The following is a 25,628-nucleotide window of genomic DNA, read 5'->3' as shown; positions in this document are numbered from 1 at the left end:
CTTGCCGCTTGCCGCTGTTTTTCAACCGTGCAAGGCACGGGCGTGATGGCGCAGGTGGTCATCGATGAAGCTGGCGATGAAGTAGTAGCTGTGGTCATAGCCCGGTTGCAGGCGCAGGGTCAGGGCATGCCCGGCCTTGCGAGCGGCCTGCTCGAGCGCCTGGGGCTTGAGCTGTTTGTCGAGGAAATCGTCACGATCGCCCTGATCGACCAGCAGCGGCGGGCAGTCGCTCGACTCTGCCAGCAAGACGCTGGCGTCCCACTCGCGCCAGCGCGAGCGGTCTTCGCCCAGGTAGCGGGAGAAGGCCTTCTCGCCCCAGGGGCAGTCCATGGGATTACTGATCGGCGAGAACGCCGAAATCGAGCGATAGCGCCCCGGATTGCGCAGCGCGCACACCAACGCGCCGTGCCCGCCCATGGAATGACCACTGATGCTGCGCTGCTCGGAGGCCGGGAAATGCGCCTCGATCAAGGCCGGCAACTCATGCACCACGTAGTCGTGCATCCGGTAATGCTGAGCCCATGGCTGCTGGGTGGCATTAAGGTAGAAACCGGCACCGAGGCCGAAGTCCCAGGCCCCATCAGGGTCGCCCGGCACCTGCTCGCCACGCGGGCTGGTATCCGGCGCGACGATGATCAACCCCAGCTCGGCGGCCAGGCGCTGGGCGCCGGCCTTCTGCATGAAGTTCTCGTCGGTGCAGGTCAGGCCACTGAGCCAGTACAGCACCGGCAGTTTCCCGCCCAGCTCAGCCTGAGGAGGCAGATAGACGGCGAATACCATGTCGCAGCCCAGCACTTTGGACGTGTGCCGATAGCGCTTGTGCCAGCCGCCGAAGCTTTTTTGACAGGAGATGTTTTCCAGGCTCATGGCTGACCTCAGAAGTGGATCACGCTGCGAATGCTCTTGCCTTCATGCATCAGGTCGAAGGCTTTGTTGATGTCTTCCAGACCCATGGTGTGGGTGATGAAGGTGTCCAGCGGAATTTCGCCCTTTTCGGACATTTCCACGTAGCTCGGCAGCTCGCTGCGGCCGCGCACGCCGCCGAACGCCGAGCCGCGCCAGACGCGCCCGGTGACCAACTGGAATGGCCGGGTGGCGATTTCCTGGCCAGCGCCAGCGACACCGATGATCACCGACTCGCCCCACCCTTTGTGGCAGCATTCCAGCGCCGCACGCATCAACTGGACATTGCCGATGCACTCGAAGGAGAAGTCGACACCACCATCGGTGAGATCGACGATCACTTCCTGGATCGGACGATCATATTCCTTGGGGTTGATGCAATCGGTGGCGCCCAACTGGCGAGCGATCTCGAACTTGGCCGGGTTGATGTCGATCGCGATGATGCGCGAGGCCTTGGCCTTCACCGCACCGATGATTGCCGACAGACCAATGCCGCCCAGACCGAAGACGGCCACGGTATCACCCGGTTTGACCTTGGCGGTGTTCAGTACCGCGCCGATACCCGTGGTTACGCCGCAGCCCAGCAGGCAGACCTTCTCCAGCGGAGCCTCCTTCTGGATCTTGGCCACCGAAATCTCCGGCAGCACGGTGTACTCGGAGAAGGTCGAGGTGCCCATGTAGTGGAACAGTTGCTGGCCTTTGTAGCTGAAGCGAGTGGTGCCGTCCGGCATCAGGCCCTTGCCTTGCGTGGCACGGATGGCCTGACACAAGTTGGTCTTGCCGGAGAGACAGAATTTGCATTTGCCGCACTCAGGCGTGTACAGCGGAATGACATGATCGCCCACGGCAACGGAAGTGACACCCTCACCTACCGCCTCGACGATGGCGCCGCCTTCGTGGCCAAGGATCGAGGGGAAAATACCTTCCGGATCCGCGCCGGAGAGGGTATAGGCGTCGGTGTGGCAAACGCCACTGGCCACCACGCGCAGCAGCACTTCGCCCGCCTTGGGCATGGCCACGTCGACTTCGACGATTTCCAGGGGTTTCTTCGCTTCGAAGGCAACGGCAGCGCGGGACTTGATCATCAGGCTCTCCAGCAGGGTTCTATTGAGAGAGGCAGTGTAATTCACCAACTTTTGATAAATAATCCCAGCACTAGCAAAACATTATTGCCATGCAGGGATAATCAATGAGCAGCCGCTGGGAAGGGATCGATGAATTCGTAGCCGTTGCAGAGGCCGGGCAATTCACCGCAGCGGCCGAGCGCTTGGGTGTGTCTTCTTCACATATCAGTCGACAGATCGTCCGACTGGAAGAGCGTCTACAGACCCGCCTGCTGTATCGCAGCACGCGTCGAGTGACCCTGAGCGAAGCCGGGCAAACCTTTCTACAGCACTGTCAGCGCCTGCAGGACGGACGCGAGGAGGCGCTGCGGGCGATGGGCGATCTGGCCAGCGAACCCAAGGGCTTGCTGCGCATGACGTGCGCCGTGGCCTATGGCGAACGCTTCATCGTGCCGCTGGTGACACGCTTCATGGCGCGCTACCCACAGCTGCGGGTGGACGTGGAATTGAGCAACCGTACCCTCGACCTGCTACACGAAGGCATGGACCTGGCCATCCGCCTGGGTCGCCTGCAGGACTCCAGGCTGATCGCCACACGGTTGGCACCGCGGCGCATGTACCTGTGTGCCTCGCCGGCCTATCTGGAGCGCTATGGCCGTCCCCACAGCCTGTCGGAACTGGCCCGACACAACTGCCTGGTCGGCAGTTCGGACCTGTGGGTGCTGCAGCAGGATGGACGAGAAATCAGCCAGCGCGTGCAAGGCAACTGGCGCTGCAACAGCGGTCAGGCAGTGCTGGACGCTGCGCTACAGGGCATGGGGCTGTGCCAACTGCCGGACTATTATGTGCTCGAACATCTGCACAGCGGCGCGCTGGTGTCACTGTTGCAGGCGCACCAGCCACCCAATACTGCCGTGTGGGCGCTGTACCCGCAGCAGCGGCATCTCTCGCCGAAGGTTCGACGATTGGTGGATTACTTGAAAGAGGCGTTGGCGGGATTACCGGAGTATCGACAAGACTGACGCACGGCGTTTGGAGCGCAGGCGCCTCAGCGCCGACCAGCCCAGCGCTGGCGCAACCATTCCAGATCCTCCGGGCGAGTGACCTTGATATTGTCACTGCGCCCTTCGACCAGGCGTGGAGCCAGCCCGGCCCACTCGACGGCGGACGCTTCGTCGGTCACCGCCACATCCGCGACCAGACACTCGGCCAGTGCACGATGCAACAGACCGAGCCTGAACATTTGCGGTGTGTAGGCTTGCCACACGGTACTGCGATCGATCGTGGCACTGACGCGGCCTTGGGCGTCAGCACGCTTGAGGGTGTCGCGAGCCGGTACAGCCAGCAGCCCGCCGACAGGATCGTCAGCCAGTTCCGACAGCAGTTTGTCCAAGTCACTGCGAGCCAAGTTCGGCCTGGCCGCATCATGTACCAACACCCAGTCATCATCGGCAGCGCCTTGCGCATGCAACAGCAGCAACGCATTGAGCACCGAATCGGCACGCTCGCGCCCGCCTGTCGCGCGGCGGATGCGCGTGTCGCGAGCGCAGGGCAAGCCTGGCCAGAAGGGGTCGTCTTCGGCAACGCTGACCACCACGCCCTTGAGCAGCGGGTGGCCGAGAAAACAGTCGAGGCTATGCTCGAGGAGTGTCTGCCGACCCAGTTGCAGATACTGCTTGGGACGGTCGGCAGCCATGCGGGCGCCAACGCCCGCGGCAGGAATCACGGCCCAGAAGGCTGGCGTCTGTTGGGTCATTTCTGTGGCAACTGGTAGAGGGTTTCGCCCTCCTTCACCATTCCCAATTCGTGGCGAGCCCGTTCTTCCACGGTTTCCATACCTTTCTTCAACTCCAGCACTTCAGCGTCGAGCACGCGATTGCGCTCCAGCAGCCGCTCATTTTCAGCATGCTGGTCGGCGATCTGCTGCTGCAACTCGGCCACTTGCGCCAGACTGCCATTGCCTACCCACAGGCGATACTGCAAGCCTGCAAGCAACAACAGCAGAACGAGGAACAACCAATAGGGACTGCGCATGAAGGTATCCAGGATAAAAGGCCGCCGCAGGCCGCAGCGAGCTTCCGATAGCACGAAGCCTGGCCGAGGCCAGGCTTCGATGACAGAAACCAGTCTGAAAGCGCTGAAAGCTCAGTAAGAGCGTTCAGACAGCCACGGCTGCTGCCTTTTTACCATCTCTCGCTCAGCCGCGAAACTCGGCGCGGCCACGGTAGACGGCCTTGGCACCCAATTGTTCCTCGATACGCAGCAGCTGGTTGTACTTCGAGACGCGGTCGGAGCGGCACAGCGAGCCGGTCTTGATCTGGCCAGCTGCAGTGCCCACAGCCAGGTCGGCGATGGTGGAGTCTTCGGTCTCACCGGAACGGTGCGAAATGACTGCAGTGTACCCAGCCGCCTTGGCCATCTGGATAGCTTCCAGGGTTTCGGTCAGCGAGCCGATCTGGTTGAACTTGATCAGGATCGAGTTACCGATGCCTTTCTCGATGCCTTCCTTGAGGATCTTGGTGTTGGTCACGAACAGGTCGTCGCCGACCAGTTGCACCTTGGCGCCGATCTTGTCGGTGAGGATTTTCCAGCCCGCCCAATCGGACTCGTCCAGGCCGTCTTCGATCGAGATGATCGGGAAGCGCTCGGTGAGACCTTTGAGGTAGTCGGCGAAGCCTTCGGCGTCGAACGACTTGCCTTCACCGGACAGGTTGTACTTGCCGTCTTCGTAGAACTCGGAAGCGGCGCAGTCCAGGGCCAGGGTCACATCGGTGCCGAGGGTGTAGCCCGCTTTCTCGACTGCTTCGGCGATGGCGGCCAATGCATCTTCGTTCGAGGCCAGGTTCGGGGCGAAGCCACCTTCGTCACCCACGGCGGTGCTCAGCCCACGGGCTTTGAGCACGGCCTTGAGGTGGTGGAAGATCTCGGTACCCATGCGCAGACCGTCGGAGAAGGTCTTGGCGCCGACCGGCTGGACCATGAACTCCTGAATGTCGACGTTGTTGTCGGCGTGCTCGCCGCCATTGATGATGTTCATCATCGGCACCGGCATGGAGTACTGGCCTGGGGTGCCATTGAGGTTGGCGATGTGCGCGTACAGCGGCAGGTCCTGGTCCTGTGCAGCGGCCTTGGCGGCCGCCAGCGACACGGCGAGGATGGCATTGGCGCCGAGTTTTGCTTTGTTCTCGGTGCCGTCGAGTTCGATCATCGCACGGTCGAGTGCTTTCTGGTCGCAAGGGTCCTTGCCCAGCAACAGATCACGGATCGGACCGTTGATGTTGCCGACGGCTTTGAGCACGCCTTTGCCCAGGTAACGGCTCTTGTCGCCATCACGCAGCTCGAGCGCTTCGCGCGAGCCGGTGGAAGCACCGGACGGCGCACAGGCGCTGCCGATGATGCCGTTGTCGAGCAGTACATCGGCTTCCACGGTGGGGTTGCCACGCGAGTCGAGAACTTCACGACCTTTGATGTCGACGATCTTTGCCATTGTTGTAAGCACTCCAGAATTGACGAAAACAACGCAGCTTGAGGAATTCTTGCCTTGCGCCAGGCGGACATGCGATCGGCAGGCCGGGCCAAGGACGCCTCCGACCGGCAGGTCGGAGGCGGAACGGGCGGTACTTTACCCGAGAAATGGGTTTTACGCGGTTTCTACCGTCGGAAAACTCTTCACCAGGTCGTCCAGTTGCTTGAGCTGCGCCAGGAACGGCTCCAGTTTGTCCAGACGAAGCGCGCAAGGACCATCGCACTTGGCGTTGTCAGGATCCGGGTGCGCCTCGAGGAACAGTCCGGCCAGGCCCTGGCTCATGCCCGCCTTGGCCAGGTCGGTGACCTGGGCACGACGGCCACCGGCCGAGTCGGCGCGACCGCCCGGGGTCTGCAGCGAATGGGTGACGTCGAAGAACACCGGGTACTCGAACTGCTTCATGATGCCGAAGCCGAGCATGTCGACCACCAGGTTGTTGTAGCCGAAGCTCGAACCACGCTCGCACAGAATGAGCTGATCGTTGCCGGCCTCCACGCACTTGGCGAGGATGTGCTTCATCTCGTGCGGCGCCAGGAACTGCGCCTTCTTGATGTTGATCACCGCGCCGGTCTTGGCCATGGCCACCACCAGGTCGGTCTGGCGCGAGAGAAACGCCGGCAACTGAATGATGTCGCAGACCTTGGCTACCGGTTCGCACTGGTAGGGCTCGTGCACATCGGTGATCACCGGCACGTCGAAGGTGCGCTTGATCTCTTCGAAGATCTTCAGCCCTTCTTCCATGCCCGGGCCTCGATAGGACGTGACCGAGGATCGGTTGGCCTTGTCGAAGCTGGCCTTGAACACATACGGGATACCGAGTTTCTCGGTCACCCGTACATATGCTTCGCAGACCTTCAGAGCCAGGTCACGGGACTCCAGAACGTTCATGCCGCCGAACAGGACGAACGGCTTGTCGTTGGCGATCTCGATGTTGCCGACGCGAATGATCTTCTGGGTCATGGATCAGGCCTTGTTCTTCTGCTTCAGAGCAGCCTTGACGAAACCACTGAACAGCGGGTGGCCGTCGCGCGGGGTCGAGGTGAACTCCGGGTGGAACTGACAAGCGACGAACCATGGGTGATCCTTGGATTCGACCACTTCGACCAGTGCGCCATCTTCGGAACGACCGGAAACCACCAGACCCGCATCAACCAATTGCGGCAGCAGGTTGTTGTTCACTTCGTAGCGGTGGCGGTGACGCTCGGTGATCACGTCCTTACCGTAGCAATCGTGCACGTTGGAGCCGGCCGCCAGCTGGCAGTCCTGCGCGCCCAGGCGCATGGTGCCGCCCAGGTCGGAGGCTTCGCTGCGGGTTTCGACTGCACCGGTGGCATCGGCCCACTCGGTGATCAAGCCCACGACCGGGTGGCCGCTGTTGCGATCGAACTCGGTGGAGTTGGCATCCTTCCAGCCCATCACGTTACGGGCGAACTCGATCACAGCCACCTGCATCCCCAGGCAGATACCCAGGTACGGCACCTTGTTCTCACGGGCGTACTGCACCGCAGTGATCTTGCCTTCCACGCCGCGCAGGCCAAAACCGCCCGGTACCAGAATGGCATCGGCGCCTTCGAGCAGGCGGGTGCCCTGGTTCTCGATGTCTTCGGAATCGATGTAGCGCAGGTTGACCTTGGTGCGATTGGTAATTCCGGCGTGGCTCATCGCTTCGATCAGCGACTTGTAAGCATCCAGCAGTTCCATGTACTTGCCGACCATGGCGATGGTGACTTCGTGCTCAGGGTTGAGCTTGGCATCTACCACCTTGTCCCACTCGGACAGATCGGCACCGTTGCACTGCAGACCGAAGCGCTCGACGACGAAATCGTCCAGCCCCTGGGCATGCAGCACGCCTGGGATCTTGTAGATGGTGTCGACGTCTTCCAGGGAGATCACCGCGCGCTCTTCAACGTTGGTGAACAGGGCGATCTTGCGACGCGAAGACGCATCGACCGGATGGTCGGAGCGGCAGATAAGGACGTCAGGCTGCAGGCCAATGGAGCGCAGCTCCTTCACCGAGTGCTGGGTCGGCTTGGTCTTGGTCTCGCCGGCCGTGGCGATGTATGGCACCAGGGTCAGGTGCATCAGCATGGCGCGCTTGGAGCCCACTTCGACGCGCAACTGGCGAATCGCTTCGAGGAACGGTTGCGACTCGATGTCGCCCACGGTACCGCCGATTTCCACCAGGGCCACGTCGGCATCGCCGGCACCCTTGATGATGCGGCGCTTGATCTCGTCGGTGATGTGCGGAATGACCTGGATGGTGGCGCCCAGGTAATCACCACGGCGCTCCTTGCGCAGCACGTGCTCGTAGATACGGCCGGTGGTGAAGTTGTTGTTCTGGGTCATGGTGGTGCGGATGAACCGCTCGTAGTGGCCCAGGTCGAGGTCGGTCTCGGCGCCATCCTGGGTGACGAATACTTCACCGTGCTGGAACGGGCTCATGGTCCCCGGATCGACGTTGATGTACGGGTCCAGCTTGAGCATGGTGACCTTGAGCCCCCGCGCTTCCAGGATGGCCGCCAGGGAAGCCGAGGCAATGCCTTTCCCCAATGAAGAAACAACACCGCCCGTGACGAATATGTAGCGCGTCATGAAAAACCCTAGAAGTCTGCGTTAAGGCGGTCAGCGCCGCCGGAGAAAGCGAAGGAAGGCCGAAGCCCCCGATCACCTGCGTCAATCACAGTGCATCTCGAACAACTGCCGCGTCTGTACAGACCGGGGGTATCCCCAGTGTGGAGTTCGCTCGTCATTTTAAGAATCAGCCCAGCAAAAAACTGCTTGGTAATCGGCAACCGCTGTGATTTCGAGGAAGCCACAGAAGTTGTATCAAGAAGGGAGGGTAGTCTACCGGAATGTCGGCATCAGCTCAAACCTTGCACGCGGCCCGGCGGCTGCCACTGCAGTTGCCAGTCGCTCTGCACAAGCTCTGGCAGGTTGGCCACGGCCAGCAGGCGCGAGCCTTGATAGAGTAGCGGCAGGCGTTGGCGGACGAAGTGCGGAAGCTGGCGCTCATTGAGCAGACGCTTGAGATCGCGCTCGCCACGCCCGGGCACATTCAGCCGCTCGCCGCCCTGGCGATAGGCAATGCGCAGCCCTTCGGGCGGTTTTGCCCCCTGCAGCCAAACCACGCCATTGCCAGGCAGGATCAACGGCTGATCGGGATCAGGCCAATACCATTGGCCAGCCTCCCACTGGCGCCAATCATCGGCCAGCCACCAGAGCCGCCCGTGGCTGCGCTGCAACTCGCCATCGGTCAGGCGCCAGATCGGCTGGGCATCAGGCGCAGAGTCGCGCAGCGCGTTCCAACCGGCCCAGTGCCTGGCGTCAGGCAGCCGGGTACGGCGACTGAGCCAGTACTGCAACGCATTGCGCTGACGCGCCGGCGACAACGCACGCACGGCGTCCAGATCCAGAGACGCGAGCCCCAGCCAAGCGAAGGGCGCGCCCTGCTCGGCCGAACGCAAATCCTCGGCAGCCAGTTCATCGAGCAGCCCCAGCGCCTCGCCCAGGTGCTCGGCACTGCGGGCCATCTGCTGACTGGCTTGCGGCCAACGCTGGCGCAGTTGCGGCATCACCTGAGCCCGCAGGTAGTTGCGCGAAAATCCGACGTCCTGATTCGAGGGGTCGTCGATCCAGCTCAACCCCTGCGCCTCGGCGTAACGCTGCAAGTGCTCGCATGAGTCGGCCAGCAGCGGCCTGACCAACCTCCCCTGCCCCAACGTCCGCGACGACGGCATGGCCGTCATCCCACGCAAACCCGCCCCACGCAGGAGCCTGAACAGCAGGGTCTCGGCCTGATCGTCGAGGTGCTGGCCAGTGAACAGGACATCGCCCGGGCCAAGGCGACTGGCCAACGCGGCGTAGCGCGCGTCGCGTGCAGCCTGTTCCAGGCTGGCACCCGCTGCGACCACCACTGGGATGACCTCCAATTCGACGCCCAGGGCATCGCACACAGCGCGACAGTGCTCGGGCCAGGCATTGGCGGCAGTCTGCAGACCATGGTGAATGTGGAGGGCGCGCAAGGGCGGCGCAGGATGACGACGACAGTGAGCCGCCAGGCGATGAAGCAGAACGGTCGAGTCGAGTCCGCCAGAGAAAGCGACGAACCAGGTGGGGGCGTTGAGCCAGGGGGTGAGGTCGAGCATCACAGCCTCACAAGGGGCGCATGGCGCCCCCGGGATCCTATCAGAGACCGTAGCTCATCAGGCGGTCGTAGCGGCGCTTGAGCAGGGCGTCCTGATCAAGCTTGCCCAGCATGCCCAATTGCTCGAGCAGGTCGGCACGGATGCTGGCAGCCATGGCAGCCGGGTCACGGTGGGCGCCGCCCAGCGGTTCGCCGATCACTTTGTCGACGATGTTCAGGCTCTTCAGGCGCTCTGCAGTGATGCCCATCGCTTCAGCAGCGTCTGCGGCTTTGTCGGCGGTCTTCCACAGGATCGAGGCACAGCCTTCCGGCGAAATGACCGAGTAGGTGGAGTACTGCAGCATGTTGAGTTGGTCGCACACGCCGATGGCCAGCGCGCCGCCCGAACCACCCTCACCGATCACGGTGGCGATGATCGGCGTTTTCAGACGCGCCATGACCCGCAGGTTCCAGGCAATCGCTTCGCTCTGGTTGCGCTCTTCGGCGTCGATGCCGGGATAAGCGCCCGGGGTGTCGATGAAGGTCAGGATCGGCATCTTGAAGCGTTCGGCCATCTCCATCAGACGGCACGCCTTGCGGTAGCCCTCCGGACGCGGCATGCCGAAGTTGCGCCGCACCTTTTCCCGCACCTCACGACCTTTCTGGTGACCGATGACCATCACCGGTTTGCCGTCCAGGCGCGCGGTGCCGCCAACGATGGCAGCGTCGTCGGAGAAATGACGGTCGCCGTGCAATTCCTCGAACTCGGTGAAGATGTGCTCGATGTAGTCGAGGGTGTAAGGACGACGCGGGTGACGCGCCAGGCGCGCGATCTGCCAACTGGTCAGGTTGCCGAAGATACTTTCGGTCAGGGTGCTGCTCTTGTCTTGCAGACGGGCAATTTCATCGCTGATGTTCAGCGAGTTGTCGTTGCCAACCAGGCGCAGGCCTTCGATCTTGGCTTGCAGGTCGGCAATCGGCTGTTCGAAATCGAGAAAATTCGGGTTCATAGGCATCCGTCTTGGGTCTACGGCCAGGCGGCCGGCCGGTTGATCCGTTTTGGCGCCATACCTTACGGGATCTGGCGCCTTGAGGTCGAGATTAAAATACGTCGTTTCAACGGTATTGCAGGAAGACGTTCTCACGCCCGAACTGGTCACGCAGTGTCTGAATCAAGCCATCAGCGGGGTCGATCGACCATTCGTCGCCAAACTGCAGCATGGCCTTGGCGTCGCTGCCGGTGTACTCGAGGGTGATCGGGCAGCCACCGCGATGACGCGTGATCAGCTCACCCAACCACGTCAGGCGATCGCCCTTGAGTGCCTCATGGGCAATTTTCAGGCGCAGGCTCTCGGCCAGCTTGGTGCGCGCGTCTTCGAGCGTCATCACCTGCTTGACCCGCAGCCGCAGGCCACCGGAGAAGTCATCGTTGCTGACCTCGCCCTCGACCACCACCATTGCGTCGTTTTGCAGCAGCGCCTGGGCGGCCATGAAGGCGTCGGCGAACAGCGAGGCTTCGATGCGCCCGGAACGGTCGTCGAGGGTGACGAAGCCCATCTTGTCGCCTTTCTTGTTCTTCATGACTCGCAGGGCAATGATCATCCCAGCGATGGTCTGGGTCTCGCGCGACGGCTTGAGATCGACGATGCGCTGGCGGGCGAAGCGGCGGATCTCGGCTTCGTACTCATCGATCGGGTGACCGGTGAGGTAAAGCCCAAGGGTGTCCTTTTCGCCTTTCAGACGCTCCTTGAGCGTCAGGTCGCGCACCCTGTGGTGGTTGCCATAAACGTCGGAGTCTTCTTCGACGAACAGCCCGCCAAACAGGTCGATGTGACCGCTGTCTGCGGTGCGTGCGGTCTGCTCGGCCGCCTTGATCGCCTCTTCGAGCGCCGAGAGCAATACGGCGCGGTTGCGGTCGATGTTGGCGTGGTAGGCCTTGATCTCGTCATGGAAGTGCGGACCGAGACGGTCGAGCGCACCGCTGCGGATCAAGGCGTCGAGGGTGCGCTTGTTGATGCGCTTGAGGTCCACGCGGGCGCAGAAATCGAACAAGTCCTTGAACGGCCCGCCCTCGGCGCGCGCCTCGACGATGGCTTCCACCGGCCCCTCGCCCACGCCTTTGATCGCACCCAGGCCATAGACGATGCGCCCGTCCTCGTTAACGGTGAATTTGAAGTCGGAAAAATTCACGTCCGGGGCGTCGAGGCGCAGCTTCATGCTGCGTACTTCCTCGACCAGCACCACCACCTTGTCGGTGTTGTGCATATCCGCCGACAGCACCGCCGCCATGAACGGCGCCGGGTAGTGGGTCTTGAGCCAGGCGGTCTGGTAAGAAACCAGGCCATAGGCAGCGGAGTGAGACTTGTTGAAACCGTAGCCGGCGAACTTCTCTACCAGGTCAAAGATGTTTCCTGCGAGGTTCGCATCGATGCCGTTATTGGCACAGCCTTCGATGAAGCCGCCACGCTGCTTGGCCATCTCCTCGGGCTTCTTCTTGCCCATGGCCCGACGCAGCATGTCGGCGCCCCCCAGGGTGTAGCCGGCCATCACCTGTGCAATCTGCATCACCTGCTCTTGATACAGGATGATGCCGTAGGTCGGCGCCAGCACCGGTTGCAGACCGTCGTACTGATAGTCAGGGTGCGGATAAGCCAGCTCGGCGCGACCGTGCTTGCGGTTGATGAAGTCGTCGACCATGCCCGATTGCAGCGGGCCAGGGCGGAACAGCGCCACCAGTGCGATCAAGTCTTCCAGGCAGTCGGGCTTGAGCTTCTTGATCAGCTCCTTCATGCCGCGCGATTCGAGCTGGAATACGGCCGTGGTTTCAGCCTTTTGCAACAGCTCGTAGGTCTTGCGGTCATCGAGCGGGATGAAGTCGATGTTGACCTCGGGCAGGTCCTTCTTGACCTGCTCGCGGTTGATGATCTCCATCGCCCATTTGATGATGGTCAGGGTACGCAGGCCAAGGAAGTCGAACTTCACCAGGCCGGCGGCCTCGACGTCATCCTTGTCGAACTGGGTAATCAGGCCGCCGCCTTCTTCATCACAGGCGATCGGCGAGAAATCGGTGAGCTTGGTCGGCGCGATCACCACACCCCCGGCGTGCTTGCCGGTGCCGCGGGTGACCCCTTCGAGCTTGAGCGCCATGTCCCAGATTTCTCGGGCGTCCTCATCGCCCTTGAGGAAGTCGCGCAGGATTTCTTCCTGCTCGTACGCCTTCTCCAAGGTCATGCCCACTTCGAACGGAATCATCTTCGACAGACGATCGGCCAGGCCATAGGACTTGCCCTGCACCCGCGCTACGTCACGCACCACCGCCTTGGCAGCCATGGTGCCGAAGGTGATGATCTGGCTGACCGCATTGCGCCCATAGGCTTCGGCCACGTAGTCGATCACCCGGTCGCGGCCGTCCATGCAGAAGTCGACGTCGAAGTCGGGCATGGAAACACGTTCAGGGTTGAGGAAACGTTCGAACAGCAGGTCATAGGCCAGCGGGTCGAGGTCGGTGATCTTCAGGACATAGGCCACCAGCGAGCCGGCACCCGAACCACGGCCAGGCCCCACCGGGACGCCGTTGTTCTTGGCCCACTTGATGAAGTCCATGACGATGAGGAAGTAACCCGGGAAACCCATCTGGATGATGATGTCCAGCTCGAACTTCAGCCGGTCCAGGTAGACCTGGCGTTTCTCATCGTAGTCAGGCGTGGTTTCCTTCGGCCAGAGTACCGCCAGACGCTCTTCCAGGCCTTCGTGGGACACGTGGCGCAGGTAGTCGTCGATGCCCATGCCATTGGGCGTCGGAAAATCGGGCAGGAAGTATTTGCCCAACTGCACGGTGATGTTGCAGCGCTTGGCGATCTCCACGGTGTTGGCGATCGCGTCTGGCAAGTCGCTGAACAGCTCGGCCATTTCCTCGGCCGACTTGAGGTATTGCTGATCGCTGTACAGGCGTGGACGGCGCGGATCGTCCAGGGTCCAGCCTTCGCCGATGCAGACACGGGTTTCATGGGCGTCGAAGTCGGACTGCTTGATGAAGCGCACATCATTGGTTGCCACCAGCGGCGCGCCGAGCTTGTCTGCCAGGGCCACGGCGGCGTGGACATATTCTTCGTCACGCGCGCGATTGGTGCGCTGCACCTCAACATAGAAGCGCTCGGGCAGCATCTGCATCCAGTCGCGCAGCAACGCCTCGGCCTCATCCTGACGGCCGGCCAACAGCGCCATGCCGATATCGCCTTCACGCGCGGCGGACAAACCGATCAGCCCTTCGCTGGCCGGGGCGATCCACTCGCGCTGGATGATGACCAGACCGTTGCGCTGCCCATCGGTCCATCCGCGAGAAATCAGCTCGGTGAGGTTGCGATAGCCTTCCGGGCTCATGGCCAGGAAGCAGATGCGCGACAGCGGCGCTTCCGGCTCGGCACCGGCCAACCACAGGTCGGCACCACAGATCGGCTTGATGCCAGCCCCCATGGCAGACTTGTAGAACTTGACCAGCGAGCACATGTTGCTTTGATCGGTGATCGCCACCGCCGGCATGTTCATTCCGGCCAGGGCCTTGGCCAGCGGCTTGATCCGCACCAGGCCATCGACCAGGGAGAATTCGGAATGCACGCGAAGGTGAACGAAGGAGACCGGCATGGAGGATCCTGTGACAGCGATGAACGACAAAGGCGCGATTGTAGCGTAATTGGCCGCAAGGATTGCGACCGCTGCTCGCGCGGCGGGAGCGCTTAGATCAACGAAGAGATGTGCCCGACCCGCGCCTCATAGGCGGCACGAACCGGCGCGAAGGAACGCCGATGAATCGGCGTAGGCCCCAGCCGCGCCAAGGCTTCGAGATGCACTGGCGTTGGGTAACCCTTGTGTCCGCCGATGCCGTATCCCGGATAGATCAGCTCGAACGCGCTCATTTCGCGATCACGGGTAACCTTGGCCAGGATCGACGCGGCGGCGATGGCCGGCACTTGCGAGTCGCCCTTGACCACCGGCGAGGCAGGCACGGCCAATTGCGGACAGCGGTTGCCGTCGATCAACGCCAGTTTCGGCTGAATGCTCAGTCCTTCGACGGCACGCTGCATGGCCAGCATCGTGGCATGCAGGATGTTCAGTCGATCGATTTCTTCGACACTGGCGCGAGCGATGCAGAAGGCCAGCGCCTTTTCGCAGATTTCCTCGAACAGCACCTCGCGGCGTGCTTCGGTCAGTTTCTTGGAGTCGTTCAAGCCGAGAATCGGCCGATTCGGATCGAGGATCACCGCGGCAGTGACCACGTCACCGCACAGCGGACCCCGACCCACTTCGTCGACACCGGCAACGAGTTCGTCGACCAGCTTGAAATCCAGTCCCATCTGCATGTCAGTGCTTCCCGAGCAAGGCCAGCACGGCCTCGGCAGCCTGGTTGGAGGCGTCGCGGCGTAAGGTGCGGTGGATCCGGTCAAAACTGTCGGTCTGCTCGCCACCATCGCGCACCAGCGGTGCCAAGGTCGTGGCAAGGGCCTCAGGCGTGGCGGCGTCCTGCAACAACTCAGGCACCAACAGGCGCTGGGCGAGCAGGTTGGGCAAGGACACGTAGGGGCTGCGAACCATTCGCTTGAGAATCCAGAACGTCAACGGTGCCAAGCGATAGGCCACCACCATCGGACGCTTGTACAACAAGGCTTCAAGGGTGGCCGTGCCGGAAGCGATCAGCACCGCATCACACGCCGCCAGCGCCAGGTGAGACTGACCGTCGAGCAGCGTCAGTGGCAGATCGCGGCCTTGCAGCATCTGCTCGAGCTGTGCACGGCGTGCCGGGTTGGCACAGGGAGAGACGAAGCGCACTTCAGGAATCAAGTGCTGCAAGCGCTTGGCCGTGTCCAGGAACACCTCACCCAAGCGTCCGACCTCACCACCGCGACTGCCCGGCATCAGTGCCACCAGCGGTCCATCGCCAAACCCCAGAGACGCGCGAGCAGCACCGCGATCGGCTTGCAGGGGAATAGTGTCGGCCAGCGGATGACCCACGAAGCGTACAGGCACGCCTTGCTCTTCGTAGAACTTCGCCTCGAAGGGCAGCAGGGTGAGCATCAGGTCGCAGCCTTCGCGGATCTTGAGCACCCGCTTCTGCCGCCAAGCCCAGACGGAGGGGCTGACGTAATGCACGGTCTTGATCCCGGCCTGACGCAGCTTCAATTCGATGGTCAGGGTGAAGTCCGGTGCATCGATGCCGATGAACACGTCGGGCCTCTCGCCGATCAGCGCCTGGATCAGGTCCTTGCGGCGCTTGAGCAGTTCGCGCAAACGTCCCAGCACCTCGACCAGACCCATCACCGACAGGCGTTCCATGGGGAAGTAAGACTGCAGCCCCTCGGCCTCCATCAGTGGACCACCGACGCCAATGAAACGTACATCGGGGTGACGTGCCTTGAGCGCACGCATCAGACCCGAGCCTAGGATGTCGCCGCTGGCCTCACCGGCGACCAGCGCTACGCAAAGTGAGGCCATGTCAGCGCGTGATGCCGCGGGCGGAGCCGAGGATCGACTGACGGAACAACTCGACTTCAGGATTCAGAGCCGCCAACTCATCCAGTTCCTTGACCGCGTCCTCCACCGTCAAGCCCTGACGGTAAACGATCTTGTAGGCGCGTCGCAGGTTCTGGATCACGTCATCGCTGAAACCACGACGGCGCATGCCTTCGAAGTTCATGCTGCGCGCTTCGGCCGGGCTGCCGAATACCGTGACGAATGCCGGCACATCCTTGCCAATGGCCGTGCCCATGCCAGAAAAGGCGTGGGCGCCGATGTGGCAATACTGATGCACCAGGGTATAGCCAGACAGGATCGCCCAGTCACCCACATGGACATGGCCGGCCAGCGCCGTGTTATTGACCAGGATGCAGTGATTGCCGATCACGCTGTCGTGGCCGATATGGGCATAGGCCATGATCAGGTTGTGGTCACCCAGCGTGGTCTCGAAGCGGTCCTGAACGGTGCCACGGTGAATGGTGACGCCTTCGCGGATCACATTGTGATCACCGATCACCAAACGGGTAGGCTCGCCCTTGTACTTGAGGTCCGGGGTGTCTTCACCGATAGAACTGAACTGGTAGATGCGGTTGTGCCGGCCGATTCGGGTCGGCCCTTTGAGCACTACGTGCGGGCCGATAACACTGCCCTCCCCGATTTCGACATCGGGGCCTACGATCGACCAGGGGCCAATCTCGACACCGTCAGCCACCTTGGCCGACGGATCGATGATCGCCCGCGGATCAATCGAACTCATAGGGAGCGTTCCGCACAGGTGATCTGGGCCGAGCATACCGGCTTGCCGTCGACCAGAGCACGGCACTCGAACTTCCAGATCATGCTTTTGCGGCTGAGGAACGTGGCTTCGAGTACCAACTGATCGCCGGGCAGCACCGGCTGGCGGAAGCGCAGTTTGTCGGAGCCGACGAAGTAGTAGAGCGTGCCATCGGCAGGCTTCGCATCGAGCATCTTGAACCCGAGAATCCCGGCTGCCTGGGCCATCGCTTCGATGATCAGCACGCCAGGCATGATCGGATGTGCCGGGAAGTGACCGTTGAAGAACGGTTCATTGATGCTGACATTCTTGTAGGCACGAATGCTCTGGGCCTCGAAGTCCAGGTCCGTGACCCGGTCCACCAGGAGGAACGGATAACGGTGAGGCAGGTATTCGCGAATCTCGTTGATGTCCATCATTTCGGGGGGAAGCCTGTAATAAGAATAGGGAGCGCAGGTGCTGACCACACGCTCCTTTTGCAGTCCAAAGAGGAGCCAGCGAGCGACTGTTCACTCTTGCTCAGGAAATGGTATCAGCCTTCTGATGCCGGCTGGCCACCTGAGGTCACGGTGTCGACACGTTTTTCCAGTTGCTGCAACCGTTTGGACATGTCGTCAAGCTGCCGAATCCGCGCAGCGCTCTTGCGCCATTCGGCCAACGGCTGCATGGCGGTGCCGGAAGAATAGCCACCGGGCTCGGTAATCGAGCGGGTCACCATGGTCATGCCGGAGACGAAGACGTTGTCGCAGACATCGATGTGACCGACCATACCGACGCCACCTGCGATCATGCAGTGCTTGCCGATCCGGGTGCTGCCTGAAATACCGACACAGGCAGCCATCGCGGTGTGGTCACCGACCTGCACGTTGTGAGCAATCTGGATCTGGTTGTCGAGCTTGACCCCATTACCGATGCGCGTATCGGAAAGCGCCCCTCGGTCCACCGCAGTATTGACACCGATTTCTACATCGTCGCCGAGCGTGACACCACCAATCTGCGCGATCTTTTGCCAGATGCCTTTCTCAGTGGCGAAACCGAAGCCCTCACCGCCAATCACTGCGCCGGACTGAATCACAACGCGCTTGCCGATGGTCACATCGTGGTACAGCGTGACCCGCGGCGCCAACCAGCCGCCCTCACCGATAACGCAACGAGCACCTACAAAACAGTGGGCACCGATGGTGACGTTCGCCGCGATGCGTGCGCCACTCTCGATCACCGCGAACGCGCCGACGCTGGCACTTTCATCCACCTGTGCATCCTCTGCAACAACGGCGCTAGGATGTATACCTGCCACAGCCTTGGGCTTCGGATCGAACAGGTGGGAGATGCGCGCGTAAGCCAGATACGGATCAGGCACGATCACTGCGTTGCCGGTGAAGCCCTCGGCATCCTCGGCCGTGATCAACACCGCCGCCGCCTGACTCTCGTCGAGGAATTTGCGGTACTGACGATTGGCCAAAAAGCTCAACTGCCCGGGCCCGGCTTCCTGCAAGGTCGCCAGACCGGTGATCGCAAGCGACTCGGGGCCACTGAGTGTGGCCCCGAGGGTGTCGGCCAACTGGCCGAGCGTGATGGTCAGGGTCATATCAACGCGCTTGATTCATGCGCTCGATAACCTGGCGGGTGATGTCGTACTGAGGTTTGACATCGATTACCGCGCCACGCTCGAGCACCAGGTCGAAACCGCCTTTCTTGATGACTTCTTCCACAGCGCCATCGAGCTTGGGCTTGAGCTGCTTGAGCATGTCGCGGTCAGCAACGGCCTTGGCTTCGTTCAGTTCCTTGGACTGGAACTGGAAGTCGCGAGCCTTCTGCTTGAATTCAAGCTCCAGGCGCTCACGCTCAGGCTGCTGCATCTTGTCGCCGCCCTTGATCAAGCGGTCTTGAATGCCTTTGGCGCTGCTTTCGAGGGTCTTGAGCTGGTTGAGCTGTGGACCAAACTTTTTCTCGGCGTCAACGGCGTACTTCTTAGCCGCATCGGATTCGAGCAGCGCCATCTGGTAGTTCAGAACGGCAACCTTCATTTCGGCGAAAGCCGGGGTGGCGACCAGCGCCGCGGCCACTACGGCCAGTTGAGTCAACTTACGCACGATGCACTCCTGGATAAACCGTTGTCGTTAAGCAAGGGCCTGCTTAGAAAGTCTGGCCCAGAGAGAATTGGAATACCTGGGTTTCGGCGTTGTCCGGCTTCTTGATCGGCGTTGCCAAACTAAAGCTCAACGGACCCAGCGCGGTGATCCAAGTTACACCCAGACCGACGGAGCTCGCCATGTCCGAGAAACCGACCTTGGCGCAGTCTGGTTTGGAGCCACAGTTGGTGTCGAACACGTTACCGACATCCCAGAATACCGAAGTACGCAGCGAGCGCTGATCCTTGACGAATGGCAGCGGGAACAGCAACTCGACACCACCCTGCACCAGGACGTTACCACCGAAGGCCAACGGATCCTGATCGGGATCACGAATGGTGCCTGGGTTTCGACCCGAGCTAGGCGTGCTTCGCGGCCCAAGAGTGTTGTCCTTGAATCCACGCACGGAGTTGAAACCACCCGCATAGTAGTTCTCGTAGAACGGTAGACCCGAAGTGCCACCAAATCCATCGCCATAACCCAGCTCGGTGTGCAGACGCAGGGTGTAGTCATTGCTCAGAGGCTTGAACACCTGGCCGCGGTAGTCGAGCTTGTAGAACGACAGGTCGCTGCCCGGAACGGTGGTTTCCAACGTCAGGCTTTGAGAGTGACCACGGGTCGCCAGGACACCTTTGTTCAGGGTGGATTCGGACCAGCCGATCGACGCCTTGAAGTTCAGGAAGCTATCGCCCTCCTTGTTGAGGAAGTCGAAGATCTCATCCACGGTATAGCGACCGGTTTTGATCTTGTCCTGCTGCACGGTCAGGCCGTAGGTCAGGCGCGAGGTTTCGCTGATCGGATACCCCAGGCTGACACCGGCACCCAGGCTGTCCACCGCATAGCTGGCCACGTCGACGTCGAGGTCGTCATAGTCGGTCTTGCGATAGAAGGCGTTGTAGCCCAGGCTCACGCCGTCTGGCGTGAAGTAGGGATCGACGAAACCGAAGTTGTAGCGGGTCTGGTACTGGCTGCGGGTCAAACCGATGGAGACCTTGTTACCGGTACCGAGGAAGTTGCTCTGGCTGATCGAGCCACCGAGAATCAGGCCGGCGCTCTGGGCGAAACCAACGCTGGCGGTGATCGAGCCGGATGCCTGCTCCTCGACCGCATAGTTGACGTCGACCTGGTCATCGGTGCCCGGCACAGGCGGAGTCTCGACGTTGACTTCCTTGAAGAAGCCCAAACGCTCGAGACGAGTCTTGGACTGGTCGATGAGGTAGGTGGAGGCCCAGCCGCCCTCCATCTGACGCATCTCACGACGCAATACTTCGTCTTCGGTCTTGGTGTTGCCGCGGTAGTTGATGCGGTTGACGTAGGCACGCTTGCCCGGATCGACGACGAACATGATGTCGACGGTGTGATCCTGATCGTTGGGCTGCGGAACGCCATTGACGTTGGCGAAGGTGTAGCCTTCGTTACCCAGGCGTCGGGTAATCAGGTCGGACGTGGTGGTCATGACCTTGCGCGAGAACACCTGACCGGGCTGGACCAGCATCAGCGACTTGACCTGGTCTTCCGGCACCTTGAGGTCGCCGGACAGCTTCACGTCACGAACGGTGTACTTTTCACCTTCGTTGACGTTGACGGTGATGTAGACGTGCTTCTTGTCCGGCGTGATGGACACCTGAGTGGAGGCGATGTCCATGTTGATGTAGCCGCGGTCCAGGTAGTAGGAACGCAGGCGTTCCAGGTCACCGGACAATTTCTCGCGTGCATACTTGTCATCGTTCTTGAAGAACGACAGCCAGTTGGTGGTCTTCAGCTCGAACAGTTGAGACAGCTCTTCATCGCCGAATACGGTGTTGCCCACCACGTTGATGTGCTGGATGGCAGCAACCGTACCTTCGTTGATCTTGATCTTCAGGCTGACGCGATTGCGTGGCTGCGGCACCACTTCGGCGTCCACCTCAGCCGAGTAGCGACCTTGGGCCACGTACTGGCGCTGCAGTTCGTTACGAACGCCTTCGAGGGTCGCGCGCTGGAAGATCTCGCCTTCGGACAGACCGGACTGCTTGAGGCCTTTCATCAGGTCGTCGGTGCTGATCGCCTTGTTGCCTTCGATCTCGATGCTCGACACCGATGGGCGCTCGACCACGTTGATGATCAGGACATTGCCATCGCGATCCAGTTGAATGTCCTGGAAGAACCCGGTCTTGAACAGGGAACGGGTGGATTCCACCAGGCGCCGGTCATCGACCTGGTCGCCCACATTCAACGGCAACGCGCCGAACACGCTGCCGGCGGAAACCCGCTGCAGGCCGTTGACACGAATATCGGAGATGGTGAAGGACTCGGCGTGAACTTCAGCGATCATCAGTGCGGAGAGCACCGCAGTTAGCAGCAGACGTTTCATGAAGTCCTTTTATTCCAACTGGCAATAAACAACCCGCCACCGCAGTACGGCGGCAGGTTCGCAATAGAGCGAAGCGTTAAAGTCGACCCAGATCGTTGATCAGGGCGAGCAACATCACCCCTATGACCAAACTGATACCGATCTGGACCCCCCAACCTTGCACCCGATCGGAAAGCGGACGACCGCGCGCCCACTCAATCAGGTAAAACAGCAAATGCCCCCCATCCAGTACCGGGATGGGCAGCAGGTTCAGAACCCCCAGGCTTATGCTCAGGTAGGCCAGGAAATTCAGGAAATCCCCAACGCCCGACTGGGCTGAAGCGCCCGCCACTTTAGCAATGGTTATCGGTCCGCTCAAGTTTTTTACCGAGAGCTCGCCGAAGAGCATTTTCTTCAGCGATTCGAGGGTCAGGACACTCATGTTCCAGGTCCGCGACAAGCCCTCGCCGACCGCTTCGAGCGGTCCATAGCTGACCTCCCGGAGCATGTTCGCCGGCCACTCGCCACCCTTGACGCCCGCACCGAGGTAGCCTGCTGCCGCCTGGCCCTCGCCCTTGCTGGCAAGGGTCACCGGCAGCTCCAACTGCGCGCCGTCTCGCTCGAGGCGCACCTGAACCTGGGTCTTGGGATGGGCACGGACCCGGTCGACGACTTGCTGCCAGTCACTCACGGCCGTCCCGTCCAGCGCCAGCAGCCGATCGCCGGTCTTCATGCCCGCCGCGGCTGCCGGGCCTTTCGGATCGATCTCGGCCAGCACCGGCGGCAATACCGGACGCCATGGGCGCAAACCCAGTGACTGGATCGGATCAGGCTCGTCGGCCCCTTTGAGCCAATTGTCCAGGCTGATCTCATGCTGACGCTCGAGCGTGGCGCCCTCGTCGCGCACACCGACGCGCAAGCTTCCGCTCTCGCCGAGGCGCCGAACCAACTGCAAGTTGACTGCAGACCAACCGTTGGTCGGCTTGCCATCGATGGAAACGATTTCCTGCCCAGGCATCAGACCCGCTGACGCCGCCAGGCTGCCCGACTCCACCGCACCGATGACCGGACGCACCTGTTGACTGCCGAGCATGGCGACCAGCGAAAAGAACAGGATCGCCAGCAGGAAATTGGCGATCGGACCGGCAGCGACGATCGCGATACGCTGCCCCACCGGCTTGCGATTGAACGACTGCCCGAGCAGTGCAGGTGGAACGTCGCCTTCGCGTTCGTCGAGCATCTTGACGTAGCCACCCAGCGGAATCGCCGCGACGACGAACTCAGTGCCGTGGCGATCATGCCAGCGCAGCAGCGGCGTGCCGAAGCCCACCGAAAAACGCAGCACTTTGACCCCGCATTTGCGCGCCACCCAGAAGTGGCCGAACTCATGAAACGTGACCAGTACACCCAACGCCACCAAGGTGCCGATGATCATGTAGAGCGCTGTCATATCCATCTCCGAATGCTGTTCAGCCGGGCTTTTGGCCGACAGGGGTCAGCGACCGTGGCGCCTCAACCATGCCTGGGCATGCTCCCGGGCACGCTGGTCGGCGGCGAACACAGCCTCCAGCGAAGCCAGCGCGACGACCGGCTCCTGCTCGAGGACCTGCTCGATCATACTCGCGATTTCCGGGAAGCGGATACGCCCCTGGAGGAATGCCTCCACCGCCACTTCGTTGGCCGCATTGAGCACGGCCGGAGCGCTATTGCCGGCTTCGGCTGCCGCACGCGCCAGTCGCAAACACGGGAAGCGCTGCTCGTCGGGCGCCTGGAAATCCAGGCGCGCTATCGCGAACAGGTCCAGCGGCGCGACACCCGAATCGATTCGCTGCGGCCAAGCCAGCGCATTGGCGATCGGGGTACGCATGTCAGGATTGCCCAACTGCGCCAGTACCGAGCCGTCGACGTAGTCGACCAGCGAATGAATGACGCTTTGCGGATGCACCACCACTTCCACAATCGAAGGGGCGGCATCGAACAGCCAGCACGCCTCGATCAGCTCGAGTCCCTTGTTCATCATGCTGGCCGAATCGACGGAAATCTTGCGCCCCATCGACCAATTGGGATGAGCACAAGCCTGCTCGGGCGTGACATCCATCAACGCGGCCGCCGAGGTTTCGCGGAAGGGCCCGCCGGACGCCGTCAGCAGGATGCGACGCACCCCCACCTGCGCCAGACCTCGGGAGTAATCCCCAGGCAGGCACTGAAAAATTGCGTTGTGCTCGCTGTCGATGGGTAGCAGCACGGCGCCGCTGTCGCGCACCGCTTGCATGAACAGCGCGCCGGACATCACCAGCGCTTCCTTGTTGGCCAGTAACACCTTCTTGCCGGCGCGCACGGCTGCCAGGGTGGGACGCAATCCCGCTGCACCGACGATGGCGGCCATTACCGCGTCCACTTCGCTGGCGCAGGCGACCTGACAGAGCCCAGCCTCCCCTTCCAGCACTTCGCAGTCGCAACCTGCCGCCGCCAGCCCGTCACGCAGGCGAGACGCTGAACGGGCATCGGGCACGACCGCATAGGCTGGACGGTGTCTCAGGCAGAGCGCCAGCAACTCGTCCAGACGCGAGTAGCCAGTCAAGGCGAACACTTGATAGCGCTCGGGATGACGGGCGATCACGTCCAGGGTGCTCAGGCCGATCGAACCGGTCGCCCCGAGCACGGTGATGCGCTGCACTTGGCTCACATCACACCCCATTCGGCCGCCCAGAGCAGCACGGCGAACATGGGAATCGCCGCTGTCAGGCTGTCGATACGGTCGAGCACGCCGCCATGCCCAGGCAGTAGATTACTGCTGTCCTTGATGCCTTCGCGGCGCTTGAACATGCTTTCAGTCAGATCCCCAACCACCGACGACATGACCACGATCAGCGCGCCGACCAGGCCGAGCAGAATCTGTCCTATGCCCCAGTCGCGCACCAGACCGACCACCAGCGTAATCAGCAGGCTCACCGCCATGCCGCCGTAGACACCTTCCCAGCTCTTGCCAGGACTCACCTGCGGCGCCAGCTTGCGCTTGCCGAAGGCACGCCCGGAGAAATAAGCGCCAATATCCGCCGCCCAGACCAGCACCATCACCGACAGGATCAAGCCGTTACCCAGCGGCCAGTGCTTGAGCAGCACCAAGCCTTGCCAGGCCGGCAGCAGCACCAGCAGGCCGATCAGCAGCCGGCAGGCGGCACTGCCCCACAGTTCGCTGCTGCGTGGATAGGTCAGCACCAGCCAGGTCGCCAACCCCCACCAGATCACCGAAGCGCCCAGCACCCAGGGCGCCAGGTCGGGCATGAGGTAGAGCAGCATCAGCGCTCCGGCGACCACGGCAGCGTAGGCCAGGCGCAGCGGCTGGGCGTTCAGCCCGGCCAAACGTGCCCATTCCCAGGCGCCGACGGTGACCACGAAACCGATGAACAGCGCGAAGTCGGCGCCGCCGAGCAGGAAGAATCCGCCCAGCGCGACCGGCAACAGGATCAGCGCGGTAATGATGCGTTGTTTAAGCATTAAGCACGGGCTCCAGCTTCGACCTGCTCGCTGGTCTTACCGAAGCGGCGCTGGCGCGAAGCGAAATCGGCCAGCGCAGTGCGCATGGCCTCGTGTTTGAAGTCCGGCCAGTAGAGGTCGGAGAAATACAGTTCGGCGTACGCCAACTGCCAAAGGAGGAAATTGCTGATGCGGTGCTCGCCACCGGTGCGGATGCACAGGTCGGGCAGCGGCAAATCGCCGGTCGCCAGGCAGGTCTGCAACAACTCAGGGGTAATGTCATCGGCCCTCAGGTGGCCAGCCTGCACTTCGCGTGCGAGACGTTGAGCCGCCTGGGCGATATCCCACTGCCCGCCATAGTTGGCCGCGACCTGAAGAATGAAGCGGTCATTGCCGGCTGTCAGCGCCTCGGCTTCGCGCATTGCCGCCTGCAATTCCGGATGAAAACGCGAACGATCGCCGATGATGCGCAGGCTGATGTTGTTGTCGTTCAGGCGCTTGGCTTCGCGGCGCAAGGCCGAAAAGAACAGCTCCATCAACGCACCCACTTCATCGGCCGGACGTTGCCAGTTCTCGCTGGAGAAGGCGAAGAGCGTAAGCACTTCGACCTTCGCCTCGGCACAGACCTCGATCACCGCACGTACCGCATCGACGCCCGCCTTGTGCCCGGCAACACCGGGCAACAGGCGCTTCTTCGCCCAGCGGTTATTGCCGTCCATGATGATCGCGACATGACGCGGCACCACAGACGGTGCCGCCAGCTTGGTCTTATCCATGAAAAAACCCCGG

The 25,628-nt window shown here is 61.8% G+C and carries 22 protein-coding genes; 1 reads left to right on the top strand and 21 read right to left on the bottom strand.

Going from position 1 to position 25,628, the window contains the following annotated elements; genetic code table 11:
- Positions 1-21: 21 nt before the first annotated feature.
- Entirely contained in the window at positions 22-867 is an 846-nt protein-coding gene (gene fghA / locus ACK2SD_RS06565) for an S-formylglutathione hydrolase (RefSeq protein WP_039579554.1), read from the bottom strand.
- A gap of 8 nt (positions 868-875) precedes the next feature.
- Positions 876-1,988, bottom strand: a complete 1,113-nt coding sequence (locus tag ACK2SD_RS06560; RefSeq protein WP_039579556.1) for an S-(hydroxymethyl)glutathione dehydrogenase/class III alcohol dehydrogenase — start codon at positions 1,986-1,988, stop codon at positions 876-878.
- A gap of 104 nt (positions 1,989-2,092) precedes the next feature.
- Between ACK2SD_RS06560 and ACK2SD_RS06555 the strand changes: the two genes are divergently transcribed.
- On the top strand, positions 2,093-2,989 hold the full coding sequence (locus ACK2SD_RS06555; protein ID WP_029613439.1) for a LysR substrate-binding domain-containing protein: 897 nt from the start codon (positions 2,093-2,095) through the stop codon (positions 2,987-2,989).
- A gap of 26 nt (positions 2,990-3,015) precedes the next feature.
- Here ACK2SD_RS06555 and ispD read toward each other — a convergent pair whose 3' ends face one another.
- The 19 genes from ispD to uppS all read right to left on the bottom strand — a co-directional run bounded on the left by ispD (position 3,016) and on the right by uppS (position 25,615).
- A complete protein-coding gene (gene ispD, locus ACK2SD_RS06550; RefSeq protein WP_412461667.1) occupies positions 3,016-3,723 on the bottom strand; it encodes a 2-C-methyl-D-erythritol 4-phosphate cytidylyltransferase in 708 nt (235 codons plus the stop codon).
- Complete coding sequence (gene ftsB, locus ACK2SD_RS06545; protein ID WP_029613437.1) at positions 3,720-4,001, bottom strand: cell division protein FtsB; 282 nt, start codon at positions 3,999-4,001, stop codon at positions 3,720-3,722. Before ftsB ends, ispD begins: the two co-directional genes overlap by 4 nt.
- A 163-nt stretch (positions 4,002-4,164) precedes the next feature.
- Entirely contained in the window at positions 4,165-5,454 is a 1,290-nt protein-coding gene (gene eno, locus ACK2SD_RS06540; protein WP_039579560.1) for a phosphopyruvate hydratase, read from the bottom strand.
- Positions 5,455-5,607: 153 nt separating this feature from the next.
- Entirely contained in the window at positions 5,608-6,453 is an 846-nt protein-coding gene (gene kdsA / locus ACK2SD_RS06535) for a 3-deoxy-8-phosphooctulonate synthase (RefSeq protein WP_039579563.1), read from the bottom strand.
- Between the two features lie 3 nt (positions 6,454-6,456).
- Positions 6,457-8,085 (bottom strand): CTP synthase, encoded by a 1,629-nt coding sequence (locus tag ACK2SD_RS06530; protein WP_295485757.1) that lies wholly within the window; start codon positions 8,083-8,085, stop codon positions 6,457-6,459.
- 269 nt (positions 8,086-8,354) lie between these two features.
- Entirely contained in the window at positions 8,355-9,638 is a 1,284-nt protein-coding gene (gene tilS / locus ACK2SD_RS06525; RefSeq protein WP_412461666.1) for a tRNA lysidine(34) synthetase TilS, read from the bottom strand.
- A 40-nt stretch (positions 9,639-9,678) separates the two neighbouring features.
- On the bottom strand, positions 9,679-10,626 hold the full coding sequence (accA, locus tag ACK2SD_RS06520; protein WP_039579571.1) for an acetyl-CoA carboxylase carboxyl transferase subunit alpha: 948 nt from the start codon (positions 10,624-10,626) through the stop codon (positions 9,679-9,681).
- Between the two features lie 106 nt (positions 10,627-10,732).
- Positions 10,733-14,257, bottom strand: a complete 3,525-nt coding sequence (dnaE, locus tag ACK2SD_RS06515) for a DNA polymerase III subunit alpha (RefSeq protein WP_412461665.1) — start codon at positions 14,255-14,257, stop codon at positions 10,733-10,735.
- A gap of 92 nt (positions 14,258-14,349) precedes the next feature.
- Complete coding sequence (gene rnhB / locus ACK2SD_RS06510) at positions 14,350-14,973, bottom strand: ribonuclease HII (RefSeq protein ID WP_412461664.1); 624 nt, start codon at positions 14,971-14,973, stop codon at positions 14,350-14,352.
- Between the two features lies 1 nt (position 14,974).
- Entirely contained in the window at positions 14,975-16,102 is a 1,128-nt protein-coding gene (gene lpxB, locus ACK2SD_RS06505; RefSeq protein ID WP_412461663.1) for a lipid-A-disaccharide synthase, read from the bottom strand.
- Position 16,103: 1 nt separating this feature from the next.
- On the bottom strand, positions 16,104-16,880 hold the full coding sequence (gene lpxA, locus ACK2SD_RS06500; RefSeq protein ID WP_412461662.1) for an acyl-ACP--UDP-N-acetylglucosamine O-acyltransferase: 777 nt from the start codon (positions 16,878-16,880) through the stop codon (positions 16,104-16,106).
- Positions 16,877-17,317, bottom strand: coding sequence for a 3-hydroxyacyl-ACP dehydratase FabZ (gene fabZ / locus ACK2SD_RS06495; protein WP_029613427.1), 441 nt, complete (start codon positions 17,315-17,317; stop codon positions 16,877-16,879). The genes lpxA and fabZ overlap by 4 nt, the downstream gene beginning before the upstream one ends.
- Before the next feature lie 113 nt (positions 17,318-17,430).
- Entirely contained in the window at positions 17,431-18,486 is a 1,056-nt protein-coding gene (gene lpxD / locus ACK2SD_RS06490) for a UDP-3-O-(3-hydroxymyristoyl)glucosamine N-acyltransferase (protein WP_039579583.1), read from the bottom strand.
- A 1-nt stretch (position 18,487) separates the two neighbouring features.
- Positions 18,488-18,991 (bottom strand): OmpH family outer membrane protein, encoded by a 504-nt coding sequence (locus ACK2SD_RS06485; protein WP_029613426.1) that lies wholly within the window; start codon positions 18,989-18,991, stop codon positions 18,488-18,490.
- A gap of 43 nt (positions 18,992-19,034) precedes the next feature.
- Positions 19,035-21,383, bottom strand: coding sequence for an outer membrane protein assembly factor BamA (bamA, locus tag ACK2SD_RS06480; protein WP_412461661.1), 2,349 nt, complete (start codon positions 21,381-21,383; stop codon positions 19,035-19,037).
- 76 nt (positions 21,384-21,459) lie between these two features.
- Complete coding sequence (gene rseP, locus ACK2SD_RS06475) at positions 21,460-22,812, bottom strand: RIP metalloprotease RseP (RefSeq protein ID WP_412461660.1); 1,353 nt, start codon at positions 22,810-22,812, stop codon at positions 21,460-21,462.
- Between the two features lie 45 nt (positions 22,813-22,857).
- On the bottom strand, positions 22,858-24,048 hold the full coding sequence (gene ispC, locus ACK2SD_RS06470; RefSeq protein ID WP_412461659.1) for a 1-deoxy-D-xylulose-5-phosphate reductoisomerase: 1,191 nt from the start codon (positions 24,046-24,048) through the stop codon (positions 22,858-22,860).
- The gene (locus ACK2SD_RS06465) at positions 24,045-24,860 is read right to left on the bottom strand and encodes a phosphatidate cytidylyltransferase (protein WP_412461658.1); all 816 of its coding nucleotides are present in this window, start codon (positions 24,858-24,860) and stop codon (positions 24,045-24,047) included. The genes ispC and ACK2SD_RS06465 overlap by 4 nt, the downstream gene beginning before the upstream one ends.
- Entirely contained in the window at positions 24,860-25,615 is a 756-nt protein-coding gene (uppS, locus tag ACK2SD_RS06460; protein ID WP_029613421.1) for a polyprenyl diphosphate synthase, read from the bottom strand. The genes ACK2SD_RS06465 and uppS overlap by 1 nt, the downstream gene beginning before the upstream one ends.
- Positions 25,616-25,628 lie beyond the last annotated feature (13 nt).

Origin of the sequence: Pseudomonas sp. SC11 (genome assembly GCF_047039205.1) — a bacterium.
In the GTDB taxonomy this organism is placed as follows: domain Bacteria; phylum Pseudomonadota; class Gammaproteobacteria; order Pseudomonadales; family Pseudomonadaceae; genus Aquipseudomonas; species Aquipseudomonas boreofloridensis.
This window is presented reverse-complemented; position numbering and strand designations above follow the sequence as displayed.